General features: G+C 44.9%; 23 protein-coding genes. 11 read left to right on the plus strand and 12 right to left on the minus strand.

What is annotated here, in order from left to right; genetic code table 11:
• The first annotated feature begins 253 nt into the window (after positions 1-253).
• Positions 254-1,402, plus strand: coding sequence for a GGDEF domain-containing protein (locus R7R78_RS11160; RefSeq protein WP_053308037.1), 1,149 nt, complete (start codon positions 254-256; stop codon positions 1,400-1,402).
• 3 nt (positions 1,403-1,405) lie between these two features.
• Here the strand turns inward: R7R78_RS11160 and R7R78_RS11165 are convergent, their stop codons facing one another.
• Together R7R78_RS11165 and R7R78_RS11170 are read right to left on the minus strand one after the other, a co-directional pair.
• On the minus strand, positions 1,406-1,687 hold the full coding sequence (locus R7R78_RS11165; protein ID WP_005374405.1) for a hypothetical protein: 282 nt from the start codon (positions 1,685-1,687) through the stop codon (positions 1,406-1,408).
• Positions 1,688-1,819: 132 nt separating this feature from the next.
• Positions 1,820-2,104, minus strand: coding sequence for a pyrimidine/purine nucleoside phosphorylase (locus R7R78_RS11170; RefSeq protein WP_132936197.1), 285 nt, complete (start codon positions 2,102-2,104; stop codon positions 1,820-1,822).
• Positions 2,105-2,432: 328 nt separating this feature from the next.
• Between R7R78_RS11170 and R7R78_RS11175 the strand changes: the two genes are divergently transcribed.
• Complete coding sequence (locus R7R78_RS11175; protein WP_005374408.1) at positions 2,433-2,936, plus strand: DUF2850 domain-containing protein; 504 nt, start codon at positions 2,433-2,435, stop codon at positions 2,934-2,936.
• A 369-nt stretch (positions 2,937-3,305) separates the two neighbouring features.
• Positions 3,306-5,852: a glycosyl hydrolase family 18 protein gene (locus R7R78_RS11180; protein ID WP_213871344.1), complete on the plus strand. Its 2,547-nt coding sequence runs from the start codon at positions 3,306-3,308 to the stop codon at positions 5,850-5,852.
• Positions 5,853-6,020: 168 nt separating this feature from the next.
• Here R7R78_RS11180 and R7R78_RS11185 read toward each other — a convergent pair whose 3' ends face one another.
• Together R7R78_RS11185 and R7R78_RS11190 are read right to left on the minus strand one after the other, a co-directional pair.
• Complete coding sequence (locus R7R78_RS11185) at positions 6,021-6,878, minus strand: alpha/beta fold hydrolase (RefSeq protein ID WP_065275584.1); 858 nt, start codon at positions 6,876-6,878, stop codon at positions 6,021-6,023.
• A gap of 128 nt (positions 6,879-7,006) precedes the next feature.
• Positions 7,007-7,597 carry a TetR/AcrR family transcriptional regulator gene (locus tag R7R78_RS11190; RefSeq protein ID WP_005374416.1) on the minus strand — a complete coding sequence of 197 codons (591 nt, stop codon included), beginning with the start codon at positions 7,595-7,597 and terminating at the stop codon, positions 7,007-7,009.
• A 250-nt stretch (positions 7,598-7,847) separates the two neighbouring features.
• On the opposite strand from R7R78_RS11190, the gene R7R78_RS11195 reads away from it, so the two are divergent.
• Positions 7,848-8,873, plus strand: a complete 1,026-nt coding sequence (locus R7R78_RS11195) for an acyltransferase (RefSeq protein ID WP_158173319.1) — start codon at positions 7,848-7,850, stop codon at positions 8,871-8,873.
• Between the two features lie 420 nt (positions 8,874-9,293).
• Complete coding sequence (gene nhaD, locus R7R78_RS11200) at positions 9,294-10,724, plus strand: sodium:proton antiporter NhaD (protein ID WP_017633821.1); 1,431 nt, start codon at positions 9,294-9,296, stop codon at positions 10,722-10,724.
• Positions 10,725-10,761: 37 nt separating this feature from the next.
• On the opposite strand, the gene R7R78_RS11205 is transcribed toward nhaD, so the two are convergent.
• Positions 10,762-11,157 carry a GFA family protein gene (locus R7R78_RS11205; RefSeq protein WP_053308033.1) on the minus strand — a complete coding sequence of 132 codons (396 nt, stop codon included), beginning with the start codon at positions 11,155-11,157 and terminating at the stop codon, positions 10,762-10,764.
• A 201-nt stretch (positions 11,158-11,358) separates the two neighbouring features.
• Between R7R78_RS11205 and R7R78_RS11210 the strand changes: the two genes are divergently transcribed.
• Positions 11,359-11,967, plus strand: coding sequence for a YitT family protein (locus R7R78_RS11210; RefSeq protein ID WP_225473566.1), 609 nt, complete (start codon positions 11,359-11,361; stop codon positions 11,965-11,967).
• A gap of 71 nt (positions 11,968-12,038) precedes the next feature.
• Here R7R78_RS11210 and R7R78_RS11215 read toward each other — a convergent pair whose 3' ends face one another.
• The 3 genes from R7R78_RS11215 to R7R78_RS11225 all read right to left on the minus strand — a co-directional run bounded on the left by R7R78_RS11215 (position 12,039) and on the right by R7R78_RS11225 (position 14,804).
• Positions 12,039-12,857 (minus strand): hypothetical protein, encoded by an 819-nt coding sequence (locus tag R7R78_RS11215; protein ID WP_225473568.1) that lies wholly within the window; start codon positions 12,855-12,857, stop codon positions 12,039-12,041.
• Positions 12,858-12,957: 100 nt separating this feature from the next.
• The gene (locus R7R78_RS11220; RefSeq protein ID WP_053809746.1) at positions 12,958-13,440 is read right to left on the minus strand and encodes a methylated-DNA--[protein]-cysteine S-methyltransferase; all 483 of its coding nucleotides are present in this window, start codon (positions 13,438-13,440) and stop codon (positions 12,958-12,960) included.
• A complete protein-coding gene (locus R7R78_RS11225) occupies positions 13,437-14,804 on the minus strand; it encodes an AlkA N-terminal domain-containing protein (protein WP_225473569.1) in 1,368 nt (455 codons plus the stop codon). Before R7R78_RS11225 ends, R7R78_RS11220 begins: the two co-directional genes overlap by 4 nt.
• Before the next feature lie 194 nt (positions 14,805-14,998).
• On the opposite strand from R7R78_RS11225, the gene R7R78_RS11230 reads away from it, so the two are divergent.
• The 3 genes from R7R78_RS11230 to R7R78_RS11240 all read left to right on the plus strand — a co-directional run bounded on the left by R7R78_RS11230 (position 14,999) and on the right by R7R78_RS11240 (position 16,676).
• Complete coding sequence (locus R7R78_RS11230; protein ID WP_017633816.1) at positions 14,999-15,202, plus strand: hypothetical protein; 204 nt, start codon at positions 14,999-15,001, stop codon at positions 15,200-15,202.
• Between the two features lie 325 nt (positions 15,203-15,527).
• Complete coding sequence (locus R7R78_RS11235) at positions 15,528-15,971, plus strand: DoxX family protein (protein ID WP_017821042.1); 444 nt, start codon at positions 15,528-15,530, stop codon at positions 15,969-15,971.
• 9 nt (positions 15,972-15,980) lie between these two features.
• Positions 15,981-16,676: a pirin family protein gene (locus R7R78_RS11240; RefSeq protein ID WP_017821043.1), complete on the plus strand. Its 696-nt coding sequence runs from the start codon at positions 15,981-15,983 to the stop codon at positions 16,674-16,676.
• 81 nt (positions 16,677-16,757) lie between these two features.
• Here R7R78_RS11240 and R7R78_RS11245 read toward each other — a convergent pair whose 3' ends face one another.
• Entirely contained in the window at positions 16,758-17,651 is an 894-nt protein-coding gene (locus tag R7R78_RS11245; protein ID WP_005374436.1) for a LysR family transcriptional regulator, read from the minus strand.
• A gap of 149 nt (positions 17,652-17,800) precedes the next feature.
• Here R7R78_RS11245 and R7R78_RS11250 point away from each other — a divergent pair, with 149 nt between their 5' ends.
• Entirely contained in the window at positions 17,801-18,154 is a 354-nt protein-coding gene (locus R7R78_RS11250; RefSeq protein ID WP_005374439.1) for a DUF413 domain-containing protein, read from the plus strand.
• Positions 18,155-18,301: 147 nt separating this feature from the next.
• Here R7R78_RS11250 and R7R78_RS11255 read toward each other — a convergent pair whose 3' ends face one another.
• A complete protein-coding gene (locus tag R7R78_RS11255; RefSeq protein WP_005374440.1) occupies positions 18,302-18,553 on the minus strand; it encodes a DUF3081 domain-containing protein in 252 nt (83 codons plus the stop codon).
• A gap of 374 nt (positions 18,554-18,927) precedes the next feature.
• Between R7R78_RS11255 and nagB the strand changes: the two genes are divergently transcribed.
• Positions 18,928-19,728 (plus strand): glucosamine-6-phosphate deaminase, encoded by an 801-nt coding sequence (gene nagB / locus R7R78_RS11260; protein ID WP_005374441.1) that lies wholly within the window; start codon positions 18,928-18,930, stop codon positions 19,726-19,728.
• A gap of 90 nt (positions 19,729-19,818) precedes the next feature.
• On the opposite strand, the gene R7R78_RS11265 is transcribed toward nagB, so the two are convergent.
• Together R7R78_RS11265 and gltS are read right to left on the minus strand one after the other, a co-directional pair.
• A complete protein-coding gene (locus R7R78_RS11265) occupies positions 19,819-20,685 on the minus strand; it encodes a glycerol kinase (protein WP_191116169.1) in 867 nt (288 codons plus the stop codon).
• A 154-nt stretch (positions 20,686-20,839) separates the two neighbouring features.
• Positions 20,840-22,066: a sodium/glutamate symporter gene (gltS, locus tag R7R78_RS11270; RefSeq protein ID WP_064369536.1), complete on the minus strand. Its 1,227-nt coding sequence runs from the start codon at positions 22,064-22,066 to the stop codon at positions 20,840-20,842.
• Positions 22,067-22,104: the final 38 nt, after the last annotated feature.

Consider the following 22,104-nt stretch of genomic DNA (forward strand, 5'->3'; position numbering starts at 1 on the left):
AATCAGGATAATCAATAGAAATGCGTCTAACTAGATACATTACTTTGAATTATCAGTCCAACCATATAGAGCCATGAAGAACCGTCATGAAAACCTGCATGCGCCACCATTCCTCTTTGAACACTCGCACCAAATCACACTGATGGCTTTGCACTAAAAATGACTGATATCACATTTGGAAACTTTGTTGTTCTATTTATCGCGAAAATACCGCCTAGAATAAGCGTACACGTTAATTAAGCAAGGATACGTAATGTCGACATTGGCTGGGGCGCGCTTAGAAGAAATGGCGGACATCCGCTCAACAAGAAAAAAGAAAATTGTCTTTTTATGCTCCAGTATCGCCGCTGCCTGTTTAACTTATGGTTCCATTGCTCAATCACTTGAGAATAACTGGGGTTTAAGCTTTTTCCATGCTTTGTGTGCCTTGGCATGCTTAGCAATCAGTTATGTAATAAAAGTCCAGCGGCACCATCAATACGCCGACTTATGGCTAAGTGCTGTCTTAATGTTCGAAGGGTTATTGTTACTTCTGTATAACGATGCTCCGTCAGGCAAAATGTTATGGCTATATCCTATTGTCGCCACTCTGGTATTAATTAATGAGTTTAAGGTCGGTCTGTTGTTCAGTGGCACCTACATTTTACTGATCTTTTTTGGGGTCGCTTTTTTAGATCGACTGCCAGCAGCCACAGAAATCATAGAGCGGAGATTGATGCTGACCCTGATAGCGACCGCGTTTGTGTGTCACACGTTCTCGTATTACTACACGAAAGTCCTCAATTACATTCAAACACTGTATCGTGAGGGGATTGAGGAGTTAGCATATTTTGACCAGCTCACTGGGCTTGCCAATCGCTGGAGCTTTGAGACTTGGGCGCGCGCAAAGCTCGATGAAATCAAGCACTCATCTGATGACAGCATCACCGCATTGGTCTTTCTCGATATCGATAACTTCAAGCACATCAACGACACCTACGGGCACGATATTGGTGACCAAGTACTTCAAGCCTTCGCCACTCGATTAAAAAATAACATTCGCAACAAAGACAGAAAAACAGATAAACACGACTACTCCATCGCTCGATTTGCGGGCGACGAGTTTGTAATCATGCTTTACGATGTAAAAAGTAAAGATGACCTCGACAGCATCCTAAAACGGATCGTAAATCTGTTTCCAACAGGTTACCGAAGCTACGATATGATTAACGAGTTAACGATGAGTGTAGGTGCTGCTATCTATAAGCAAGATGCAAAGGATTTGTCTGAATTGACTCGATGTGCAGATAAAGCAATGTACGCAGCTAAACATACTGGTAAAAACCAGTACGCCTTTTATGAGCACTGCAATACTGAAGAACAGTCAACATCTGATGCACCAGCGGTACCAGAAGCTTGCTAATGACTAAGCGAACACATGCATCACCCAAAGCCCCACAACGAGGAATACGATTAACCACACTACTTGCAACGTTCTGTTCGGCTTGTCTTGCTGACGAGTGGGGTGATCTTTAAACGCACGGCCCTTCATTTTGCCCATTAAGCTCTTCCCTAGAGCACGTCGATAAAATTCACGTCTCTTATGAGCGGCGTTGGCAACTTCGGTAAAGCGCTGTCTTTGCTCATTGGTGAGATCTTTATCCTCGTAACGAGGAGGGAGATCAGAATGCTTGCGTTGTACTGCCATCACTTCCTCCCTGGTCGATGGGTACATTTTTATTAAGTATATACCCAAATAACCAAAAAGATGCGTTATAAGTGAAGCACATAGACGAAAAAACCACCCGAAGGTGGTTTTATGACGAGCAACAAATGAACGCTAGAAGTACTCACATAAATACGCAGTCGCTTCTTTCACTTGAAGCTCAAATGAAGAACTACCTTCCACTTCAAAAAACTCACCACTTTGATAAGTCGTCCAATCGCTCTCGCCAACACGCTTGACCACAAGCGCACCTTTTACAACCGTCATACGCTCTGGTGCTTGAGTACCAAACGTGTACTCACCAGGAAGCATCACACCAACGCTAACATCCTGATCTTTCTGGTTAAAGCCTAGTGATTTTACACTACCAGCAAAATAGCTATTTTCCTTAATATTCATTATTGGTTTCCTTATCAAAAGTCCGCTCTTTTTTACCTTGTTTCTTTCCGTTACTCAAGCTTTGAAAGCCATTAAACTCAACGTAATAACGCACATCCTTTGCTACTGAGCGAGAACCTCTTTTCACGAGGATTAATCAGGCGACCTAAACCGAGCAAGAAAACCTGCGAAGTAATGAATGTGAGCAAACAACAAAACCATCAATAAGATGTGTATCTGAATGTAAAAGTGGACATTAGATCATAGTTTCGTCGTCTCAATGGCGGGATTGTTTGTTTTTAAAAAGGAAGGTTTCCACCATGTTAAAAAAGTGGAGAAAATTAGATCTATGACGGACTCGACTCGCCGAAGGCGAAAAGCACGACAAGAACCAAAACTTTCATTTTTGGCTCGCCACCAATCCAAAATCCTCAAGAGTACATTTGTCTGCTTCGGGATGGGTCTGTTGACGTTTTTTGGCTATCAAATCCACCTCTCCTATCAAGACCACATTGATCCGGAAAAGGTGTACGGCGAATGGATTGAGATTGGCGCGCCACCCTACCAAACAGAACGTCTCGTTTTCACTGAAGATGGGGTATACCGAAACCATCGACTTATTACGACGGAATTTGAATTCGATGGCAAGGTCATCACGTTGAATACCGGATTAGGAAAGACAGCGTATCAGATCTCAGGCTCTCATCTTTCACCTCAAATACGCCGTATTGAGCCTCTTATTCCAGATCAGCGATTCATTCGTAAAGGATTTGAGCATACCGTTCAGGGCTCAGAAACCGGCGCAGCCTCTAAACGTCGCGCCGCGTTGAGTGAACACTTCAGCCGTGACTAGTATGTCTTCACGGCTATTTTTCCTTTCAATTCTCTTTCTATATCAATGAAACAAAACCTTAATAAACAACAAAATAAGGCCTTCATCGCATTTAACCAACTCGTTACTGAGTAAACAATAATTTTAGTTTCTGCTGAGATTTTATAAATTATTGACTCAGTCTGACACTTTCTGTGTAACAGAGTGCGAGTTTTAGTTAAGTTCTCTCAAGTGCCTCGAAAACCGTCTTAATTTTTTTTGACGAAAAAAAACTCTCTGAAATGCTGAGTGTGATGCTTTTGCACGTGGAGTAAATCCAATCATCTTATCTGGTGCAAGAGCAGCCTATGTTCTAGGTAGAACATGAATCCAAGGATTGAGAGAGAAGTTATGATTCGATTTAACCTATGTGCAGCTGGAGTTGCTTTAGCGCTATCAGGTGCTGCAGTTGCGGCTCCAACCGCACCAAGTATCGATATGTACGGTTCCAACAACCTTCAGTTTTCTAAAATTGAACTCGCGATGGAAACCACGTCAGGCTACTACGACATGGTGAAATACCATGAGCAAGCGAAGATCACTGTTAAGTTTAACCAGTGGAGTGGCACACCTGGTGACACTTACAACGTCTATTTTGATGGTGTAAAAGTAGCAAGCGGCCCTATCACTGGTAGCCAAACAACAGCTTCGTTTGAATACGGCCAAGGTGGCTTATACCAAATGGAAATCGAAGCATGTGATGCGACAGGTTGTGCGAAAAGCGCACCAGCTGAAATCACAATTGCAGATACCGATGGTTCTCACCTGAAGCCACTAACGATGAATGTTGATCCAAACAACAAAACCTACAATACCGATCCAAGCGTCGTGATGGGTACGTATTTTGTTGAATGGGGCATCTATGGCCGTGACTACACCGTCGATAATATGCCGGTCGACAACTTGACTCACATCCTTTACGGTTTTATCCCAATTTGTGGCCCAAATGAGTCTGTGAAGTCTGTTGGCGGCAACAGTTTCAACGCGCTACAAACTGCTTGTACAGGTGTGCCTGATTATGAAGTCGTTATCCATGACCCTTGGGCTGCTTATCAGAAGAGCTTCCCACAAGCTGGTCATGAATACAGCACGCCTATCAAGGGTAACTACGCAATGCTAATGGCATTGAAACAACGTAACCCTGATCTAAAAATCATCCCATCGATCGGTGGTTGGACACTGTCTGACCCATTCTTCGATTTCGTGGACAAGAAAAACCGAGACACATTCGTCGCATCAGTTAAGAAGTTCCTGAAAACTTGGAAATTCTACGATGGTGTTGATATCGACTGGGAATTCCCTGGCGGCGGCGGTGCAGCAGCCGATAAGGGCGACCCTGTAAACGATGGCCCAGCATACATCGCACTGATGCGTGAACTGCGCGTAATGCTTGATGAATTAGAAGCTGAGACAGGCCGTACTTACGAGCTAACGTCCGCTATCGGTGTCGGTTACGACAAGATTGAAGACGTAGACTACGCAGATGCGGTTCAGTACATGGATTACATCTTCGCAATGACTTACGACTTCTACGGCGGCTGGAACAACGTTCCTGGTCACCAGACTGCGCTTTACTGTGGTTCATTCATGCGTCCTGGTCAGTGTGACGGTAGTGGCGTTGATGAGAACGGCGAACCGTACAAAGGTCCTGCTTACACAGCAGATAACGGCATCCAACTTCTTCTTGCTCAAGGCGTTCCTGCGAACAAGCTAGTACTTGGTACAGCAATGTACGGTCGTGGCTGGGAAGGCGTAACTCCAGATACGCTAACCGATCCAAACGACCCAATGACAGGTACTGCTACAGGTAAACTGAAGGGCAGCACAGCGCAAGGTGTTTGGGAAGATGGCGTAATTGACTACAAAGGCATTAAGTCATTCATGCTAGGTGCAAACAACACTGGTATTAACGGCTTCGAGTACGGCTACGATGCACAAGCAGAAGCACCATGGGTATGGAACCGTACTACGGGCGAGTTGATCACATTTGATGACCACCGTTCAGTGCTAGCAAAAGGTAGCTACGCGAAGTCTCTTGGTCTTGCTGGTCTATTCTCTTGGGAAATTGACGCGGATAACGGTGACATTCTAAACGCGATGCACGAAGGTATGGCTGGTGGTGTGGTTCCTCAACCAAACCGTAAACCAACCGCAGCCGCTGGCGCAGATCAATCGGTAACAGGTCCTGCAAATGTGGTTCTAGATGGCAGCCTGTCAAAAGACTCTGACGGCACCATCGCAAGCTACGCTTGGGAACAAGTATCTGGCACAGCAGTGGTACTAACAGGTGCAAACACAGCGAAAGCAAGCTTTGATGCAGCAGAAGTTATTGTTGAAGAGCAATTAACTTTCAAGCTGACGGTGTCTGATAACGAAGGTGCAACGGCATCTGACCTCGTTGTAGTAACAGTGAAACCAGCAGGTGTTGTTGACCCAGTGAACAGCGCACCAATAGCGCAAGTTGTTGCTCCAGCAACAGCAAACGCTGGTGACGTTGTGGTTGTAGATGCATCTGCGTCTAGCGATGCAGACAACGATACCCTGACATTCAACTGGACTCTACCTCAAGGTCTGAATGCAACGGTTGAAGGCTCCAAAGTCACGTTCACTGCTGCGGAATACCCGCAAGACACAAGCTTAAGCTTCACTGTAAGTGTGAGCGACGGTAAAGCGTCTTCATCGGCAAGCGCGACAGTGGTTGTTGCACAGCACACAACCGATCCGAACCCTGGTACTTGTGACAACGCATGGGATGCGAGCGCAGTGTACACAGGTGGTAACCAAGTGACTCACGCAGGTAAAACGTGGGAAGCGAAATGGTGGACTCAGGGTGACGATCCTAGCCAATCTGGCGAATGGGGCGTTTGGAAAGAAGTTGGCGTAGCTAACTGTAACTAATTTCAGCCTTGCAGACGTTCTGCTAAATAAACAAAGGACAGCTTCGGCTGTCCTTTTTGGATTTAACCTCTTAACGAGGAGAGCAACACCAGAGACGAAAAAGTCTGAGGTGTTACTTTCAAACCGAATTAGCGCAAAACGGAGCGAATCAATCAGTAAAAGTAAGGGTTACCAAGCACTATCGAGCAAACGGTCAAAACTACTGAAGACTTGCTCACACTTCATCACTCGACCATGCCCCTGACCTTGTGTTGTCACTAACTCAACGTTTTTAATCTCTTCAGCCGCTTTTGCCGAGACACTGTATTTGGTGAACTTATCTTGCTCATCATGAATAATAATGGTGTGAGACGGACGCTCAGACAAACGCTTCATCGGATCAATGGACTGTAACGGATAGCCAAATTGGTCTTCAACTTCTGAAACCACAGCATTAAAAAGCTTCATCGAGTAACCGGAACGCGCAATGCTACCGAATAAGTTCTCTACGTAATTTAATACCGGAGCAATAAGCAGCAAAGGCTTGTTTTCTAATTTGCTGTGTCGGCACTCAAGAGCAGAAGCGGTGCCCATGCTGTGCCCAACTAGGCCAACAACATCCTCGACCGTATCCAACACATCTTCTAATCCTCTGACAAACCCCGGAATGTGCCCATACTGCCCCTCACTCTCACCATGTGCCGGATGATCGTACGCCAAAGCAGTAAACCCTTTCGACGCAATATGTTCCATCAGTGGATAAAACTGACTTGCCGTGCCAGACCAACCATGAGTTAGCACCCAAATAGGTCCAGAGCCCAAAGTATAGGTTTTGATGATGCCTGCATGCCCTTTAATTTCACCTTTGATAAGCCCTTGAGGTTCAATATTTTTAGGTTGCGTACGAGCAGGTGTCAGAAGAAGCTTGCGCGCGGTCTTCTTTGCATGTGACGGGGCCAGTGTATGGTGTAACCGAGTACTAATGTTCACCAAACTGCGCTTAATACTGAAACGTTGCGATGTATTAAAGTAAATTTTTTCACTCATAATCATGTCCTTAACTATCAGCTTTGCACAAAATAGAACGGTCGTGCTTTTTACGCTGATAAGAAAGAGCGAACTCAGCCGCTCTTTGTGATTTTATGTCTACGAATCTGGGAAGCGAATAACCGATATTAGCCTTTCCAGCGAGAAAATAAGTTGTCGATCCCTTGCCAAAACAGACGCAAGCTTTCTTGCTCACCTTTAATTGAGTAAAAAACATGCGCACTCAAATAAAGACCGTACAAATCAAACGTTGCTTGGCGTGTATCTAAGTCTGCTGCAAATTCTTGCTTCTCTTTGCCTTTCGCTATTTGGATCTCCAAATAGCTCAGCCAAGTGTCTATGGATTTACGCAGTCCGGCCTGAAGCGGGCAATCTTTATCTGCCGTATCATTCCAAGCGTCAAGAAACATACAACTTCCTTGGAATGCGTGATTCCAAGTCATCCAAGAGTCGAGCAACCCTCGAATTTTACGCTCGATATTGCCATCCCCGAGTTCTCGAGCAGGCTCAATAACCCGATCAGCGAACACTTTATTGGCGTGATCAAGCACCGATAGCTGTAAATTCAACTTCGAATTAAAGTGGGCAAACAGACCACTTTTCGACATACCGCATTGCTTGGCTAACTCTCCAATCGTAAGACTTTCTAATCCGTCTTCGCTGGCGATCTCAAAAGCCCGCTGCAGAATAAACTCTTTTGTCACTTTTCCTTTTTGCATAGTCTTATTTTTAGCACGATTGTTCTTTTTTGCAATCTCGAGTTAACTGGTCTAACCATTATTCAGTGCTATTTTCGACTCACGAATCAGGTATTGATTGCGTTAATAGGTTAATAATTAAGAAGTTTGAAGTAAGTCTTAATTTTCAAAACAGCTTCAATGTAAGCGCAAGTCTGTTGACTTTTTCACGTATTACTTCAGTAACAACCTGCTATTTTCACCTAAGTTTTTTATTTAGGTAAACAATGTAATGGCAAAGAAACAAAAAATAGCCAGCTTAGAGTTTGCACGTATCATTGCGATGCTTGCGATTGTGGGTTTGCATTGCCAGATGGCACTGACGTACTGGCAGTGGAATGGGATACCATGGGTTGGCTATATGCTCAACCAACTGGCTCGTTTTGCTGTTCCGCTGTTCTTTCTCATCTCGGGTTATCTAATCCAGCCGAAGTTGAGTCATTCACCTATCGATACTCTTAAGAACTACGCCAAACCGTTAATGAAGGTTTGGCTCATTTGGAGCATGATCAGTTTACTGATGCCATTCCAATGGCAGACGGTCGCTGAGGCTGGGTATCTCGCCGAAAGGCAAGGTTATTGGGGGTACCTAATGTCAACCCCGATCAATTCACTCATCGAAGGCGGACTCGTTCATCTGTGGTTTATTCCGGCTCTGGTCATTGCCGTAGCGTTAATTGCCTTTCTCGTGCATATCAATATGGCGCAACTGATACTGCCAACCGCAGTATTGCTATACATATACGGTGCCTTTGCTGGCAGTTACGCGACCATTACCGACCTGCCAGCGCCTTTCTTTACTCGTAACGGGCCTTTTTTCAGCACGTTGCTAGTTGCTCTAGGTTATTTCGCACGAGAAGTGCAGTGGCGGTGGTCGCGAAACAATACGGTTCGATGCATTATTCTTGGCATGGCACTGCATTTTGGTGAAGCTTACTGGCTGATGCAACATGACATCGCTTTCAACTCGCACGACTTCCTATTCGGTACCGTTATCTGGGCTGTAGGTGTCTTTATGTGGCTTTTGGCTCACCCTCATTTTGGCGACATGCCTTGGGTCTTCAAACTATCTCCTTGCGTGTTAGGAATATATGTTAGCCATCTGCTTATCATAATTGTCATGATGAATGTCGCTGAATTTATCGGGCTGCAACACCTCGCGAAAGATGTGTTTATTTATCCTGCAACGATTGTTGCAACCATACTGCTTGTGAAAGCAATTGACGCTTCACCGTTGAAAAAATGGCTCCTACGCTAAATGCATTCAGCTCTAGATATAGCTAGCTTTAACTCAAAAGGGTTAGAGCTAGCCAGTTAAAAATGAGATTTCTCTCTCACTGACCAATTTTTGACTTTCTAATCCTTCAGAATTTGCTTTCACTCACAAAAAACATTGTTCATTTCCTTTAAATTGGCTCGACTATTACAACATTGCTCATTAAACGGAGGCTGTATGTGGGCAGGTCAAGGACTCGTTCCTTTTTTAGAGATTAGTCACTGGTTAACTTACGGTTTATATGCCGCTGCGGTTTTATTCGGCGCAGCAAGCATTGCGTCACTCAGAAAATAGTGGCGCACACTATCATTTCCTAACTCCTACTGTTAATTCGAGCTCTCTCACAACTAACTCATTCATTTGTGGCTAATATTTCTCCAACCAGACAAAGGAGAAATGTCTATGCCAATCTATCCAATTGTGGCTTTCTGCTGTTTGTTGTTCTCTAGCGCCACCTTTGCTGCATCAACCAATGAACTGAACCTTGTTAATTCTGGTGTCGGTTACGCGGCTCTGATTATCTTTTCGATCGCTTACATACTGGTTATGTTGGAAGAGTATCTGAAAATGAGAAAATCCAAGCCAGTGCTGCTCGCTGCAGGATTAATTTGGATTCTGATTGGCTACACCTTTGCTCAACACAATCAGCCTGAAATCGCCAAATCCGCACTAGAACACAACTTGTTGGAATATGCCGAGTTGCTGCTGTTTTTGCTCGTGGCGATGACTTACATCAACGCAATGGAAGAACGCAAACTCTTCGATGCCTTACAGGCGTGGATGGTTGGTAAAGGTTTTGGATTCAAAAAGTTGTTCTGGCTGACGGGGTTTCTCGCTTTTGTCATTTCACCGATTGCCGATAACTTAACTACGGCCCTTTTGATGTGCGCTGTAGTGATGAAAGTCTCTGGTGATAATCCTAAGTTCGTCAATCTTGCTTGTATCAACATTGTTATCGCAGCCAACGCTGGCGGTGCATTCAGCCCATTTGGTGATATTACAACCCTGATGGTGTGGCAGGCCGGTCATGTCAGCTTTGCTGAGTTCATTCCGTTGTTTGTACCGTCATTGGTGAACTACTTGGTTCCCGCATTTTTGATGTCACTTTTTGTTCCAAACACAAAACCGAATACGATTCACCAACACGTTGAGCTAAAACGCGGGGCAAGGCGTATTGTCGCGTTGTTCATTTTGACGATTGCCACCGCAGTCTCTTTCCACGCCTTGCTGCACTTCCCACCCGTTATGGGCATGATGATGGGCTTGGCGTACTTACAGTTTTTCGGATATTTTTTGCGCCAAACTCTCAAACACTCACTCGCAAAAAAAGCAGCTATGGCAATTGCCAATGGCGATGATCAGGCATTGAAGCGCTTAGGCTCAGTGGTTCCGTTTGATGTGTTTCATCGTGTGTCTCGAGCCGAATGGGACACCTTGTTGTTCTTCTACGGTGTTGTAATGTGTGTTGGCGGTTTAAGTTTACTTGGCTACCTCGAACTGGTTTCAAACGTCATGTACACGCAATGGAACCCAGTCTGGGCAAACGTAATGGTTGGTGTCCTATCTGCAATCGTCGATAACATTCCGGTTATGTTTGCTGTACTGACCATGGAACCAAGCATGTCGATGGGCAACTGGCTACTGGTCACATTAACCGCAGGTGTCGGTGGCAGTTTGCTTTCCATTGGCTCCGCGGCAGGCGTCGCTTTAATGGGAGCTGCGCGTGGACAATACACCTTCTTTGGCCACCTAAAGTGGGCTCCCGTCATCGCCTTGGGTTATGCCGCCAGTATTGCGGTACACTTGTGGATGAATAGCGGCTTATTTACTTAAAAGCACCGATAATCAGGCACTTAAATCGCAATATAACCTAGCGGTCAGATGGATGGTTAACGCCATCCATCACTTCAATCGCTCCCAACTCATATGGGTTGACGCCCTCTAAGCAGCCGACATTATAGCCATACTCACTCGGGTCAGAACGACGCTGATGGTGCGTATAAATACCGCACTCGCCACAGAAAAAGTGCTTCGCAGTGTGTGTATTAAATTGATACTGCTTCAAGACGTCTTCGCCTTGCATAATACGAATACCGTTCAAAGGTACAGATGCGACAATCGCGCCACGACGTCGACACATAGAACAGTCACACCGTCTCGGTTTCTCAATACCATTGGGTAACGCCAGTTCCAACTCAACTTTTCCACAGTGGCAACTCAGTCGATGTAATGTGTTGATTTGGGTGTTGCCAACTTTCTTAATCATAACTTTTCCTTGTTGTTTTTCTATCTGTGTACATTATGTTAAACAGGTTAACATCATCATAATCTCGTCCAAAAACTCGACATCCATCACTTTTCGCAACATTTTATTGGCCGATTTGTTAGTTGCTATTTTGGCGACTGTCTATCGCGTCCGTGAGACGTATTATCTCCGGCGCGGTTTTTAAACCAAGGAAATTAATTTATGGACAAAGATCATAGCCTAAGAGAGAACCTCTTGGCTCTGACGCTCGGCAGTGCGTTGGTGTCACTTGGGGTGATATTTTTTAGCAAAGTAGGATTGCTCACTGGCGGTACGGCTGGTTTGGCGATCTTCCTAACCAAAGTGAGTGACTTCAGTTTTGGTCAGATATTTTTCGCTCTTAACCTCCCTTTTTATATTTTATCTGTGATGCGCATGGGTTGGCGCTTCACTATCAATACCTTTATTGCGGTTTCGATTGTCTCTTTTGCGGTCGATCATCTGCATCATGTGATTGAGATTTCACGAATCGAACCTCTCTATGCGGCACTTTTGGGTGGTGGGCTGATTGGAATCGGTATGTTGGTAATTTTCCGTCACAAAATGAGTTTGGGTGGCTTTAACATTCTAGCGTTGTACCTTCAGGAACGTTTTGGAGTTCGAGCGGGTAAAGTTCAAATGGGGTTAGATTGTGCCATCGTGGTGATGTCACTGTTCATTGTAGATGTGCACCTTATCGCTCTATCTGTTCTAGGTGCCATCGCTACGAACTTGATTTTGGCGATGAACCATAAACCAGGACGATACCAAGCAAAAGCGCAAGCAGCATAATCATCGCTGCATAGTCAACAACCCTAAAGCCCCCAGCCAGTCGCTCGGGGCTTTTTCATTCAACGCTAAGATCACGTCAAAGAGCTCGTTTTGCAGTGCTGCTGCATCTCTTCATCCAATTTAGCTTTATATTTCTGGCTAAGATGGAAGTGTACTTGCATCAACAAGTCATGTGCGTGGAACAGCTCAAACGCGTCGCTACCATTTTGCTGACAAATAGCCTCACAGCGCTCAGCATGCACTTTGGCTTCTTGCGGTTTATCCGCTTTAAGCAAGCTCATCGCTAAGCGATACTCTGCGCGCTCTTCTTGCATCCAACCCCCTGCCACTTTCCAATAGTCTAGCGCGAGTGTCGCTGCTTCTAACATCTTCGATTTTTCCATGCACGTGCGCTCAGCCAGCGCTTCGTACTGACATGCTAAGTTGTTTGCAGTGATCGCGATAGCGCGCGCTAATGGCCCTTCTGCATCGTTCGGCGTCATTCCTAACGCTGCCTTCACCAACCATTGACTCGCCAGTTCAAGCTGAACAAGTGCAGAAAGTTCATTCGAAATCAAAGCGTAAACTCGGCGTTGTTCTTGCTCTTCCAATAATTCCATATTGTCAGTGCCATCTACGAAATAGCGCACAACGGCAATACTGCGTTGAAATGCCAAACTCTCGGCAACCTTGCGTTCATCAAAGTGCTCTAAACAAGTAAGAAACTGTTCTGGGCACTGGAGATGCCCAATAGCGGTATGCAGCATCAATGCGAATATTCGCTCGATTTGGGTAACGTCTTCCACCTCGCTCAGAGCCGTTTCTAGCTTAGCATAAACTTGTTCGGGATTTTCCTCGTGATGCTGCCAACACTCACTTATGAAGGCATCAAAATCCGTTTTGAAAGGCATGTCCTTATTGTCCTTCTTCTATTCGTATAACGATTATGAAACTCTACACTATCGTTACCCCTGTGTAGCACGCTTAATCCCAATACGAGAATCGCCTCACTTAAAGCGGTGTACCTTGCTCCAACGCGAGCAAACGTTGCTTGCGCTCCACTCCACCTGCATACCCAGTCAGTTTTCCGCTTTTGCCAATAACGCGATGACAAGGCACCACGATAGAAATCGGATTCTTCCCGTTTGCTAACCCAACAGCACGCACAGCTTTAGGGTTACCTATCGCATTCGCGAGATCTTGATAGCTCCACGTTTCCCCATATGGAATGGTCGTTAGTGCCTGCCAAACTTGATTTTGAAAATCAGTGCCTGTCGCTGCAAGGGGCAAATCGAATTCGTTGCGCAGACCAGCAAAGTATTCATCCAGTTGGGTGACAGCTTGGCGCAAGACCGGATGCTGCTCGTCTCGCCCCCCCAGCTCACTCGGCTTAGTGGTGCATGTTTCAAACCAAATGCCAAGTAAGCCCTCAGCGTTCGATTGGATAGTCACCGTTCCTAGTGGACTCGGCATTTCGGTATAAAATGTTTTCATGATTGATTCCATAAGTGAAACGTCGCGTAGCTTCCCCAAGGGGCCGCAGTGTGCGTATTCAGTGATGGGTAACGCTGCATCGCCTTTTTCACCACTAAGTCTTTATCTAGAAAGCAATCGGGTTGAGATTGCCCTCGCAGTTGAGCATAACTGACGGTCCAAGGTCCAATGCCTTTCAAAGCTAGCCAGTGCTGGGGGTCAGCTTCTGAGTTGTCCTGCATAAACTGGGCGAAGCGCACTAGCGTCTCTTTACGGCTTTGCGGCATGCGCAAAAAGCTCACGTCGGCGTTCGCAATATCACTGGGAGTCGGGAAAAAACGTTTTTCTGACTCTCCACTAAGTGTGGCCACCAATAAGTTAAGTTGACCAATCGCAGCTTTAACCGACACTTGCTGGCCTAAAATCGCTCTAACCCCTGCTTCCCATGCACTCCATACACCAGGAATACGAATACCTTTACTCGACACGAGCCCAGGCGCAACATACTCCAAATGCTGCTCAACAGTACAAATATCAGCGTCAAGATCGAACATACGACGAATGTCAGACACCAAGTTTTGCAGCTTCGTTACGTCTTCAATTTCAAACGCCAGTTCTAAGTATCCTTCACCTTTTGTCGCTTTAAACCAGGCTTTGCTGTCATCCAAAAAAACGTTGCGCTGATAACTCTCATCACTCACCAGCTCAACCCCCTCAACCGCTCGCAAACGATAGAAGTCCAACATGTGCGACCAATTCAACTCACCTCGATAAGGTAAGGCAATTCGATTGCAACCCGCACCATCAAACTCTTTACGGCGTACTTGAGAAGGCGTTAGTTTGAGAAACTTTTGAAAAGCATCGTTAAAGCGGCGCGTACTGTTAAAACCTGACGCAAACCCCACGTCGGTGACCGACATAGAGCTGGAGTGAAGCAACTGTTTGGCGAACATTAGTTGCTGATATTGCGCATACTGCTTGGGTGACATACCTAGATACTGCTCAAACAACATACGTAAGTAACGGTCAGAAATCCCAACACGCTCAGCCAACTCAGACACCGAATGGTGATGCAACTCCCCTCTATCAATTAACGAAATCGCTCGTTGAAAGGTCGTCTCGACACCTTTCCATGCCCAAGATCCAGGCGCGCTATCAGGTCGACAGCGTAAACACGGACGGTACCCTGCTTGAAGGGCTTGCGTCTTATCAGCGAAATACTCAACATTTTCTTCTTTAGGCAAATTTGCCGGGCAAATCGGACGACAAAAGATTCCCGTTGTTTTTACCGCCACATAAAATCGCCCATCAAAACGACTGTCTCGCGCGACTCGCGCCTTGTGACACTGCTCGAAGGTCAGTGAGGTATGGGGGTGAATAAACATAGTGCTTTCCTTGCTCATGCCTTTTGTCATTTATTGTTCATAGGCATCGTTCAATATAGTGTTATTGTAGCTTGCTTAAGCGCCCACAATTAGCCATTTTCGGAACTCAATATTGAGATTTATTGGCATTAGCGCTTTTGTACACTAAAGTTAGATCCAGAACATCACAACAACGTCGGCTAAAGGGAATTGGCATGGACTTACATACTTGCGTAATTGTATTAAGAAACCAAAAGGTTATTACCAGTAAATCCGTAGATCATTCTATTGGAATTATCGAACGAGACTCAGATAACGAGATCTCAGAAATTCAGATTAATGCGACGGATGGACGTAATATTCGAACTTATCACTACAACAATGTAGAGGAGTCATTAGAGAGCTTAATGAACCTCTGACGGTTTTCTTTAACACACCTTTCTCCCTTGTTAAAAGCGAAAGCAATAGAGCACAGTACATGTGCTCTTTTTTTGTTTAACAGAAAAAATGTTTATCGAAAATAATGACAGACCTTGATTTAAAACAGACAATAATCTGCAAATAAACACTCGAATATAAAAATCAAGGCATTGATTTAAATAAATAAAAACCAACTATTCAATTTTTTAGAACGAGTTTATCAAAATCCTCCCGTTATTTTTATGTTCGCCTCTACCTAAACTGTTCTCAACAGCACGGGAGCACACGCTTCCCACTCATTGAAAAGAGTCAGAGGACAGAATCATGAAAGCACTATTACAGAAAATTACCACATCAAACGCAGGTTACAGCGCACTATCACTTCGCGTTCCAATCGGCATTATCTTTATGGCGCACGGCGCACAAAAACTATTTGGCTGGTTTGGTGGCTACGGCCTAGAAGGCACAGGTCAGTGGATGGCATCTATCGGTTTAGGTCCTGGCGTACTCATGGCGTTACTTGCGGGCAGCGCAGAGTTCTTTGGCGGCTTGTTCATTTTACTTGGTCTGCTAACTCGACCAGCAGCGGTTGCTTTGGCGTTCACGATGGTGGTAGCGATATTCTCTGTCCACTTTGAGAATGGCCTGTTCATGGCAAACAACGGTTACGAGTTTGGCTTGGCATTACTGGCAGCGAGCGTTTCTCTGGCGTTCTCTGGCGCAGGTAAAGCAGCGTTAGATAACTTATTAAACAAAAAGCTCTCTTAAGGAGGCCTTATGATTACGGTAAGACATGCAGCAGACCGAGGTCGAGCAAACTTTGGCTGGCTTGATAGCAAACATACGTTTTCTTTTGGTAGCTACTACGATCCTCAACATATGGGCTTTTCTGAGCTGAGAGTCATTAATGACGATGTAGTCAAGCCTGGCGCGGGTTTTGATACACATGGCCACCGTGATATGGAGATCATCAGCTATGTGTTGGAAGGTGTTATCGCACACAAAGACAGTGAAGGTAACGTCAAAACACTACCTGCAGGTGAATTCCAACTCATGTCGGCAGGGAAAGGGATTTACCACAGTGAGTACAATGCATCGAACCAAGATACGCTGCGGTTTCTACAGATTTGGATTCAACCGAACACATTTGGAACCAAACCAGGTTATCAGCAAAAAGATTTTGGTCGCAATCCTGGGTTAACGACTATCGCAACTCCAACTGGAGAAAACGGCACGCTACTTATTAAGCAAGATGCGACTTTGCATCAGTTAATTCTTGAGCCAAGTAGCGAACTAAACTTTGAGATTGAGTCGGGCCGAAATCTATTCATCCATCAAGTGACTGGGAGCCTTAGTGTCGACAATACCACTTTGACGGCTGGCGACGGCGCGAAGGTTGAACACCAGAGTAAGGTTGTTTTGCGCAATACATCAAACGAAAGCACAACAGCCCTGTTGTTTGACTTACCATAACTATCGATTCATCGAGATAAAAACAAAGCCGCCTTGATTTCTCAAGGCGGCTTTTTCGTTTTTCTGACTTTTCATTCAACGCTATTCGTCGGAAGTGCCAGAACCAATTTGCTGAAAACTGTAAGCGGTCAGTGGATCGATCTCTTTGACAATTTCTTCCACTTGCTTAATCGCGTCTACAGACGAGCTAGCTTTACGATAGCTCAAATAGATAGGGCGACACCAATCTTCTACTCCAGACACCTTGTGAAGCTGCCCATTAGCGATAAATGGCTCCACGAGAGAGATTGGTAAGTACGCGGCTCCACCCTTCTCTAAAATAAAGTCCAATGCGATACGCGCTGTTGAAGTGCGTAAATATGGAGCCGGAATCTTAGGGTGACGCTCAGAATGCTCTGAGGAGAAACGCGTCCCCCAGTCAACGTACACATATTTGTTTTCGAAAACGGTGTCTAAAGAATCTTTCTCAGTTGATACCAGAACGAGAACAACATCCGCCACTTTTTTACAGTTAAGCTCATCAGCTTTGATCTGATCGAACGCAAATGCCATATCTAACGTGCGCTCTAGCAAGCTACGACTGAGCATCTCACGTCCCATCACTTCTGCCATGAAGCCATAACCACCAAACGAATCTGTGACGACACTTAAACAATTCTGTAAATAAGCGTCCCAAATGTTTGGCGTGCCACCTAACGTTAGTTGCAGCGCTTTGCCATCTTCAAGCGATAATTCTAGCTTCGCTTGTTGCAATGTAGTGACCATTACCTCGGCATAGCTGATTAAGCGCTCACCTGCAGAGGTCAACTTTATGTTATTTCGATCACGAATAAACAATTGCGTATCGAAGTAACTTTCCAATTGTTTGATACGTGCGCTCACAGCGGCTTGGGTAATATAAAGGTTCTCAGCAGCACGTCCGAAGTGACGAACTCTTGCCAGCTCTAAAAATGTTCGAAAGACTTTTACATCCATAAACCATCTCCTGGTTAATATAAAACCAGATTAACAACTAATTAAAATCATGACGACAAAAAAGTTTTGTTTTTCTTTTGTTAGATTTAAGCCTAATTTTCGCCGTAAGTTCACTACATTCATCAATAACGGTTACAGAGGCTGTTGACATGTCTGACACTGAATTCCGTCATGGCAAAAAACGTTTTTACGATAACGTAAAATTCCCACGCGGCTTTGCAAAGTCTGGCGATTTTACTCTTTCAGAAGAGGAAATCCTAACAATTTATGGGGATACAATGCTTGGCTTAGAGTCAGGCGAATTAACACCTGAAAACAGCGAAGAGAAACACTTCATCAAGGTGTTAGAAAACCCGGGCAAAGCAAAAACAAAACTTGAGCGTACGTGGCTAAAGTACACCCAACTTGCTCGTGGTCGCAAGCGCTTCCATACGCTAAATGGTCGTAACAAGCCTGACGCCACAGAAGAATACATTGAAGAGAGTTTGGTTGAAGACGATTAATAACCAATAACCTAGTTCTCGCCTTTTTCTAGCAGTAGGCGAAAGCTCGTTTGACTTTACTGAGCGAGCAAGACAAGCTCATTTCTTCTCCTAAAGCCCAAGGGGGCATTCTCCCAAGGGCTTTTTTAATATTTGGGTGATGACCGTTTACTTGGCGAGCGTCGCAATCTTTTTCAGAAAGCTCTCTTTCAAATGCTCTTGGTCATATTCCAAGTGATAGGTGTTGTGGAAGCCAATTTTTAGCTCAACACCATTCCCTCTCAAGAAAACGTTGTACCCATCGTAGTCAGAAAACGCTTCTACACCTTCATACATTTTACCAAATTCGGTTGGTGTACCGTTGTTCATCACACATTCGTAAGCCTGTAGTACTTTGCTCGGATCTAACTCATTTTTCATACCGAATTCCTCACTGGTTTACACATTTCAATTATGGTTAAAGAATGAGCGCCATGCCATATCTAACCCATAATATTTGAAGTTCGTGTGCGATTTCGCACTCTGTAGGTTGTTAAAAAACAAGGTTAAGTGCGAAGGCAGAACTTAATTTAGATCATAAATTTTATCTATTGATTCGTCAGTTTCATAATGCAATTTCTTTGTAAAAAATCGTCTTATAAAAGCATTTAGATATAAAAATCGTCGACAAAACCAACATTGGTTAAAGAAAAAGCAAAATTTTGACCTAAAACAATAGCAGTTCGCCATTACTTATTTTATAATGCGAATTAATGTTTCAGTACATCGTCAATTCCAATAACTAGGGGCACAAAATGAGACTTATCCCGTTAACTCGAGCAGCACAAGTAGGTAAGTGGGCAGCTGCGCATATCGCTAAGCGTATCAACGACTTTAAACCTACTGCTGAGCGTCCATTCGTTCTGGGTCTACCAACTGGTGGCACTCCTCTAGCAACCTACAAAGCCCTAATCGAGCTTTACCAAGCCGGCGAAGTCAGCTTCAAAAACGTCGTGACTTTTAACATGGATGAGTACATTGGCATCCCTGCGGATCACCCAGAATCTTACCGCTCGTTCATGTACAACAACTTCTTTAATCACATTGATATTCAAGAAGAAAATATCAACCTACTGAACGGTAACACAGACGATCACGACGCAGAATGTAAGCGTTACGAAGACAAAATTAAGTCTTACGGCAAGATCAACCTGTTCATGGGCGGCGTGGGTAACGACGGTCACATCGCGTTCAACGAGCCAGCGTCATCTCTTTCTTCTCGTACTCGCATCAAGACCCTCACTGAAGACACTCGCATTGCGAACTCTCGCTTCTTTGACGGCGATATCAACCAAGTGCCTAAATACGCGCTGACTATCGGTGTTGGTACGCTTCTAGACTCAGAAGAAGTGATGATCTTGGTCACTGGTCATAACAAAGCTCAGGCACTTGAAGCAGCCGTGGAAGGTTGTGTAAACCATCTATGGACAGTTTCTGCTCTTCAGCTTCACCCTAAAGCGGTGATCGTATGCGACGAACCAGCTCAACAAGAACTGAAAGTGAAGACAGTGAAGTACTTCTCTGAGCTAGAAGCAGAAAACATCAAAGGCTTTTAACCCATAGGATTGCAGCCTAGAAATACACTAAAAATACAAAACCCGTGTTGAACACGGGTTTTTTCTTATCTGAACAGCGGGCTTAAGTCGTCAATAAGCTTTAATACCAAACTGACGAAGACGCTTAGGAAGCACTTCATCCAACTTGTCTAGTTCACTCGGTTCGACTTCGATAAGATTGAAATGATGCTGCTCATAAACAGTACGAATGGTCTCACGGTCGGCCTGAGCCATCTCCCCATCGTCACTTCCCCAAAATTGCAAATAGACTTTGCCACCTGGCAAGTAAAAATCGCTAGTGACATCTTGGTCAATCGGCAACTGACGCTCATAAGCGTGCACAACACCAGCCAAGTACAGCCAGTTGTCGATGAGCAACTCCCCCTTAGAGCGCACGTAATGCCCATCTAATGTTCGGTGCTTGGCTTCAAATTTTTGGCGAAAGCTTGAGTACGATTTATCCGTAGAATGTGACTCCGCGTCTTGCCCTAAAAACTCAATGACAGACTGCTTAAGACGCTTGTTACGCAGCACCACATCGTGCCATACGACAAAGGTATTTTGTGTTTCTTTATCGGTTCTTTGCTGCCCACCAGCGCGCACACCAGCTTCTGTGACACTCCATCCCTCTTCGGATTTGGTCAACCAACCCAGTTCACTCAAAAGCTGGTTCATGCGCTTCGCATTCAATTTCAGCTTTTCACCCAGTTGTGTCGCGCTCAATGTTTTCCCTGAGCTGGGAGTCAGCTCAATATGTAAGTTGGCCGGCCAGACGATGAACTGGCCAAATTTAGGGTGATCCACATACTCACCGCCAAACTTTGCCCCTTCTTCGGTCAAAATCCACTTTTCATCTTGGCGAACGATGTAGCCTGCACGTTTGAGATCGGCAAACAGCAGCTTAGCTTCTACCTTGCGCATTTTCGCTAATGCCGACGTCGATATTTTTTCAGACATGTGGGTACCTCATGCTGCTGCAAAATTGAACACTATGTCGTCATAGTAACGCATTGATTTCACGGCTTGAAGTCAGGCAAACAAGATTTCGTGTTACAAATAGCAAAGCCAGCGTATAGGTGCTGGCTTTGTTATTTCGGTAAAAAAGCGAATGTTATCGAATAAAAGCGATGCATCCTTGCAAAATCACTAAATTCACAATGTCGATGAAGAATGCACCGACAATTGGAACCACCATAAATGCTTGTGGTGATGGACCATATCGACTCACGATGGAGCCCATATTCATGACTGCAGTCGGTGTAGCACCTAATCCAAAACCGCAGTGTCCGCTAGCGATCACCGCCGCATCGTAGTTGCTTCCCATCATTCGGAATGTTACGTAGTAAGTGAACATCGCCAACACTGCCGACTGAATAGCAAGAATAATAAGGAATGGGATCGCAAGATCGAAAATATTCCACAATTTCAAACTCATCAAGGCCATGGCAAGAAATAGAGATAGTGCAACCGTGCCAAGAATATCAACGGTTTCTAAATCAACCTTGCGCGCCTTCGTCACTTCCATGATGTTAGTGATAACAACACCAATAAACAGCGCATAAACAAAATCGGGAATCATTAACCACTTGATGTCAAAACTGCTTACCCAACTCTCCAGATACTTCGCGCCTGTCACGCAAAGTAGAATGATGGACAAGCTTTCAACGACTCTTTTCGCTGTGACACGATCTTCCTCATGTTCGTTGTACGTCACCAGTTCAGGGAAACTCTGATGACTTTGATTGGTGCGTCCGTATTCCGATTCCAAGTTGTGTTTGTTTAGTAGCTTTTGTGCAACAGGGCTGCCAATAATCCCGCCCATCACCAAGCCAAATGTAGCAGAAGCCATTGCCACCTCTAGAACATTATGCAAACCATACATTTCTTGAAAAGTTTGCGACCACGCAGCTCCCGTTCCATGTCCGCCAGAAAGCGTAATGGATCCGGCGATCAACCCCATGAGTGGATCTAACCCCAACGCTGTTGCTAAGGACACGCCGACCGCATTTTGGATAAGAATGTAGACCGATGCCACAACTAGGAAGATGAAAACCTTCGCACCGCCTTTAATCAGTTGGGTGTAATTTGCCGCTAAGCCAACGGTTGCAAAAAACATCAGCATAAAGACGTTTTGCAGTGGTAAATCAAAGGAAACATCCACACCGTTTAAGTGCATCGTCGTGATGACGCAAGCGACCACTAGACCACCAACAATTGGCTCTGGAATATTAAATTTTTTTAAGGTTGGTAACTTGGTATTGATGAACTGCCCTAAAAACAACACGCAAATTGCGACGAGGAACGACTCCTGTGGGCCGATAGATATTACCTGATTCATGAGACCTCTTTACTCTACTCTTTCTCATTCATTGAGCA

The organism is Vibrio sp. 2134-1 (assembly GCF_033339495.1).

Bases quoted from the DNA above. Each gene is read 5' to 3' on its own strand.
- R7R78_RS11160 (WP_053308037.1), top strand. From the start codon at position 254: ATGTCGACATTGGCTGGGGCGCGCTTAGAAGAAATGGCGGACATCCGC.
- R7R78_RS11165 (WP_005374405.1), bottom strand. From the start codon at position 1,687: ATGGCAGTACAACGCAAGCATTCTGATCTCCCTCCTCGTTACGAGGAT.
- R7R78_RS11170 (WP_132936197.1), bottom strand. From the start codon at position 2,104: ATGAATATTAAGGAAAATAGCTATTTTGCTGGTAGTGTAAAATCACTA.
- R7R78_RS11175 (WP_005374408.1), top strand. From the start codon at position 2,433: ATGACGGACTCGACTCGCCGAAGGCGAAAAGCACGACAAGAACCAAAA.
- R7R78_RS11180 (WP_213871344.1), top strand. From the start codon at position 3,306: ATGATTCGATTTAACCTATGTGCAGCTGGAGTTGCTTTAGCGCTATCA.
- R7R78_RS11185 (WP_065275584.1), bottom strand. From the start codon at position 6,878: ATGAGTGAAAAAATTTACTTTAATACATCGCAACGTTTCAGTATTAAG.
- R7R78_RS11190 (WP_005374416.1), bottom strand. From the start codon at position 7,597: ATGCAAAAAGGAAAAGTGACAAAAGAGTTTATTCTGCAGCGGGCTTTT.
- R7R78_RS11195 (WP_158173319.1), top strand. From the start codon at position 7,848: ATGGCAAAGAAACAAAAAATAGCCAGCTTAGAGTTTGCACGTATCATT.
- nhaD (WP_017633821.1), top strand. From the start codon at position 9,294: ATGCCAATCTATCCAATTGTGGCTTTCTGCTGTTTGTTGTTCTCTAGC.
- R7R78_RS11205 (WP_053308033.1), bottom strand. From the start codon at position 11,157: ATGATTAAGAAAGTTGGCAACACCCAAATCAACACATTACATCGACTG.
- R7R78_RS11210 (WP_225473566.1), top strand. From the start codon at position 11,359: ATGGACAAAGATCATAGCCTAAGAGAGAACCTCTTGGCTCTGACGCTC.
- R7R78_RS11215 (WP_225473568.1), bottom strand. From the start codon at position 12,857: ATGCCTTTCAAAACGGATTTTGATGCCTTCATAAGTGAGTGTTGGCAG.
- R7R78_RS11220 (WP_053809746.1), bottom strand. From the start codon at position 13,440: ATGAAAACATTTTATACCGAAATGCCGAGTCCACTAGGAACGGTGACT.
- R7R78_RS11225 (WP_225473569.1), bottom strand. From the start codon at position 14,804: ATGTTTATTCACCCCCATACCTCACTGACCTTCGAGCAGTGTCACAAG.
- R7R78_RS11230 (WP_017633816.1), top strand. From the start codon at position 14,999: ATGGACTTACATACTTGCGTAATTGTATTAAGAAACCAAAAGGTTATT.
- R7R78_RS11235 (WP_017821042.1), top strand. From the start codon at position 15,528: ATGAAAGCACTATTACAGAAAATTACCACATCAAACGCAGGTTACAGC.
- R7R78_RS11240 (WP_017821043.1), top strand. From the start codon at position 15,981: ATGATTACGGTAAGACATGCAGCAGACCGAGGTCGAGCAAACTTTGGC.
- R7R78_RS11245 (WP_005374436.1), bottom strand. From the start codon at position 17,651: ATGGATGTAAAAGTCTTTCGAACATTTTTAGAGCTGGCAAGAGTTCGT.
- R7R78_RS11250 (WP_005374439.1), top strand. From the start codon at position 17,801: ATGTCTGACACTGAATTCCGTCATGGCAAAAAACGTTTTTACGATAAC.
- R7R78_RS11255 (WP_005374440.1), bottom strand. From the start codon at position 18,553: ATGAAAAATGAGTTAGATCCGAGCAAAGTACTACAGGCTTACGAATGT.
- nagB (WP_005374441.1), top strand. From the start codon at position 18,928: ATGAGACTTATCCCGTTAACTCGAGCAGCACAAGTAGGTAAGTGGGCA.
- R7R78_RS11265 (WP_191116169.1), bottom strand. From the start codon at position 20,685: ATGTCTGAAAAAATATCGACGTCGGCATTAGCGAAAATGCGCAAGGTA.
- gltS (WP_064369536.1), bottom strand. From the start codon at position 22,066: ATGAATCAGGTAATATCTATCGGCCCACAGGAGTCGTTCCTCGTCGCA.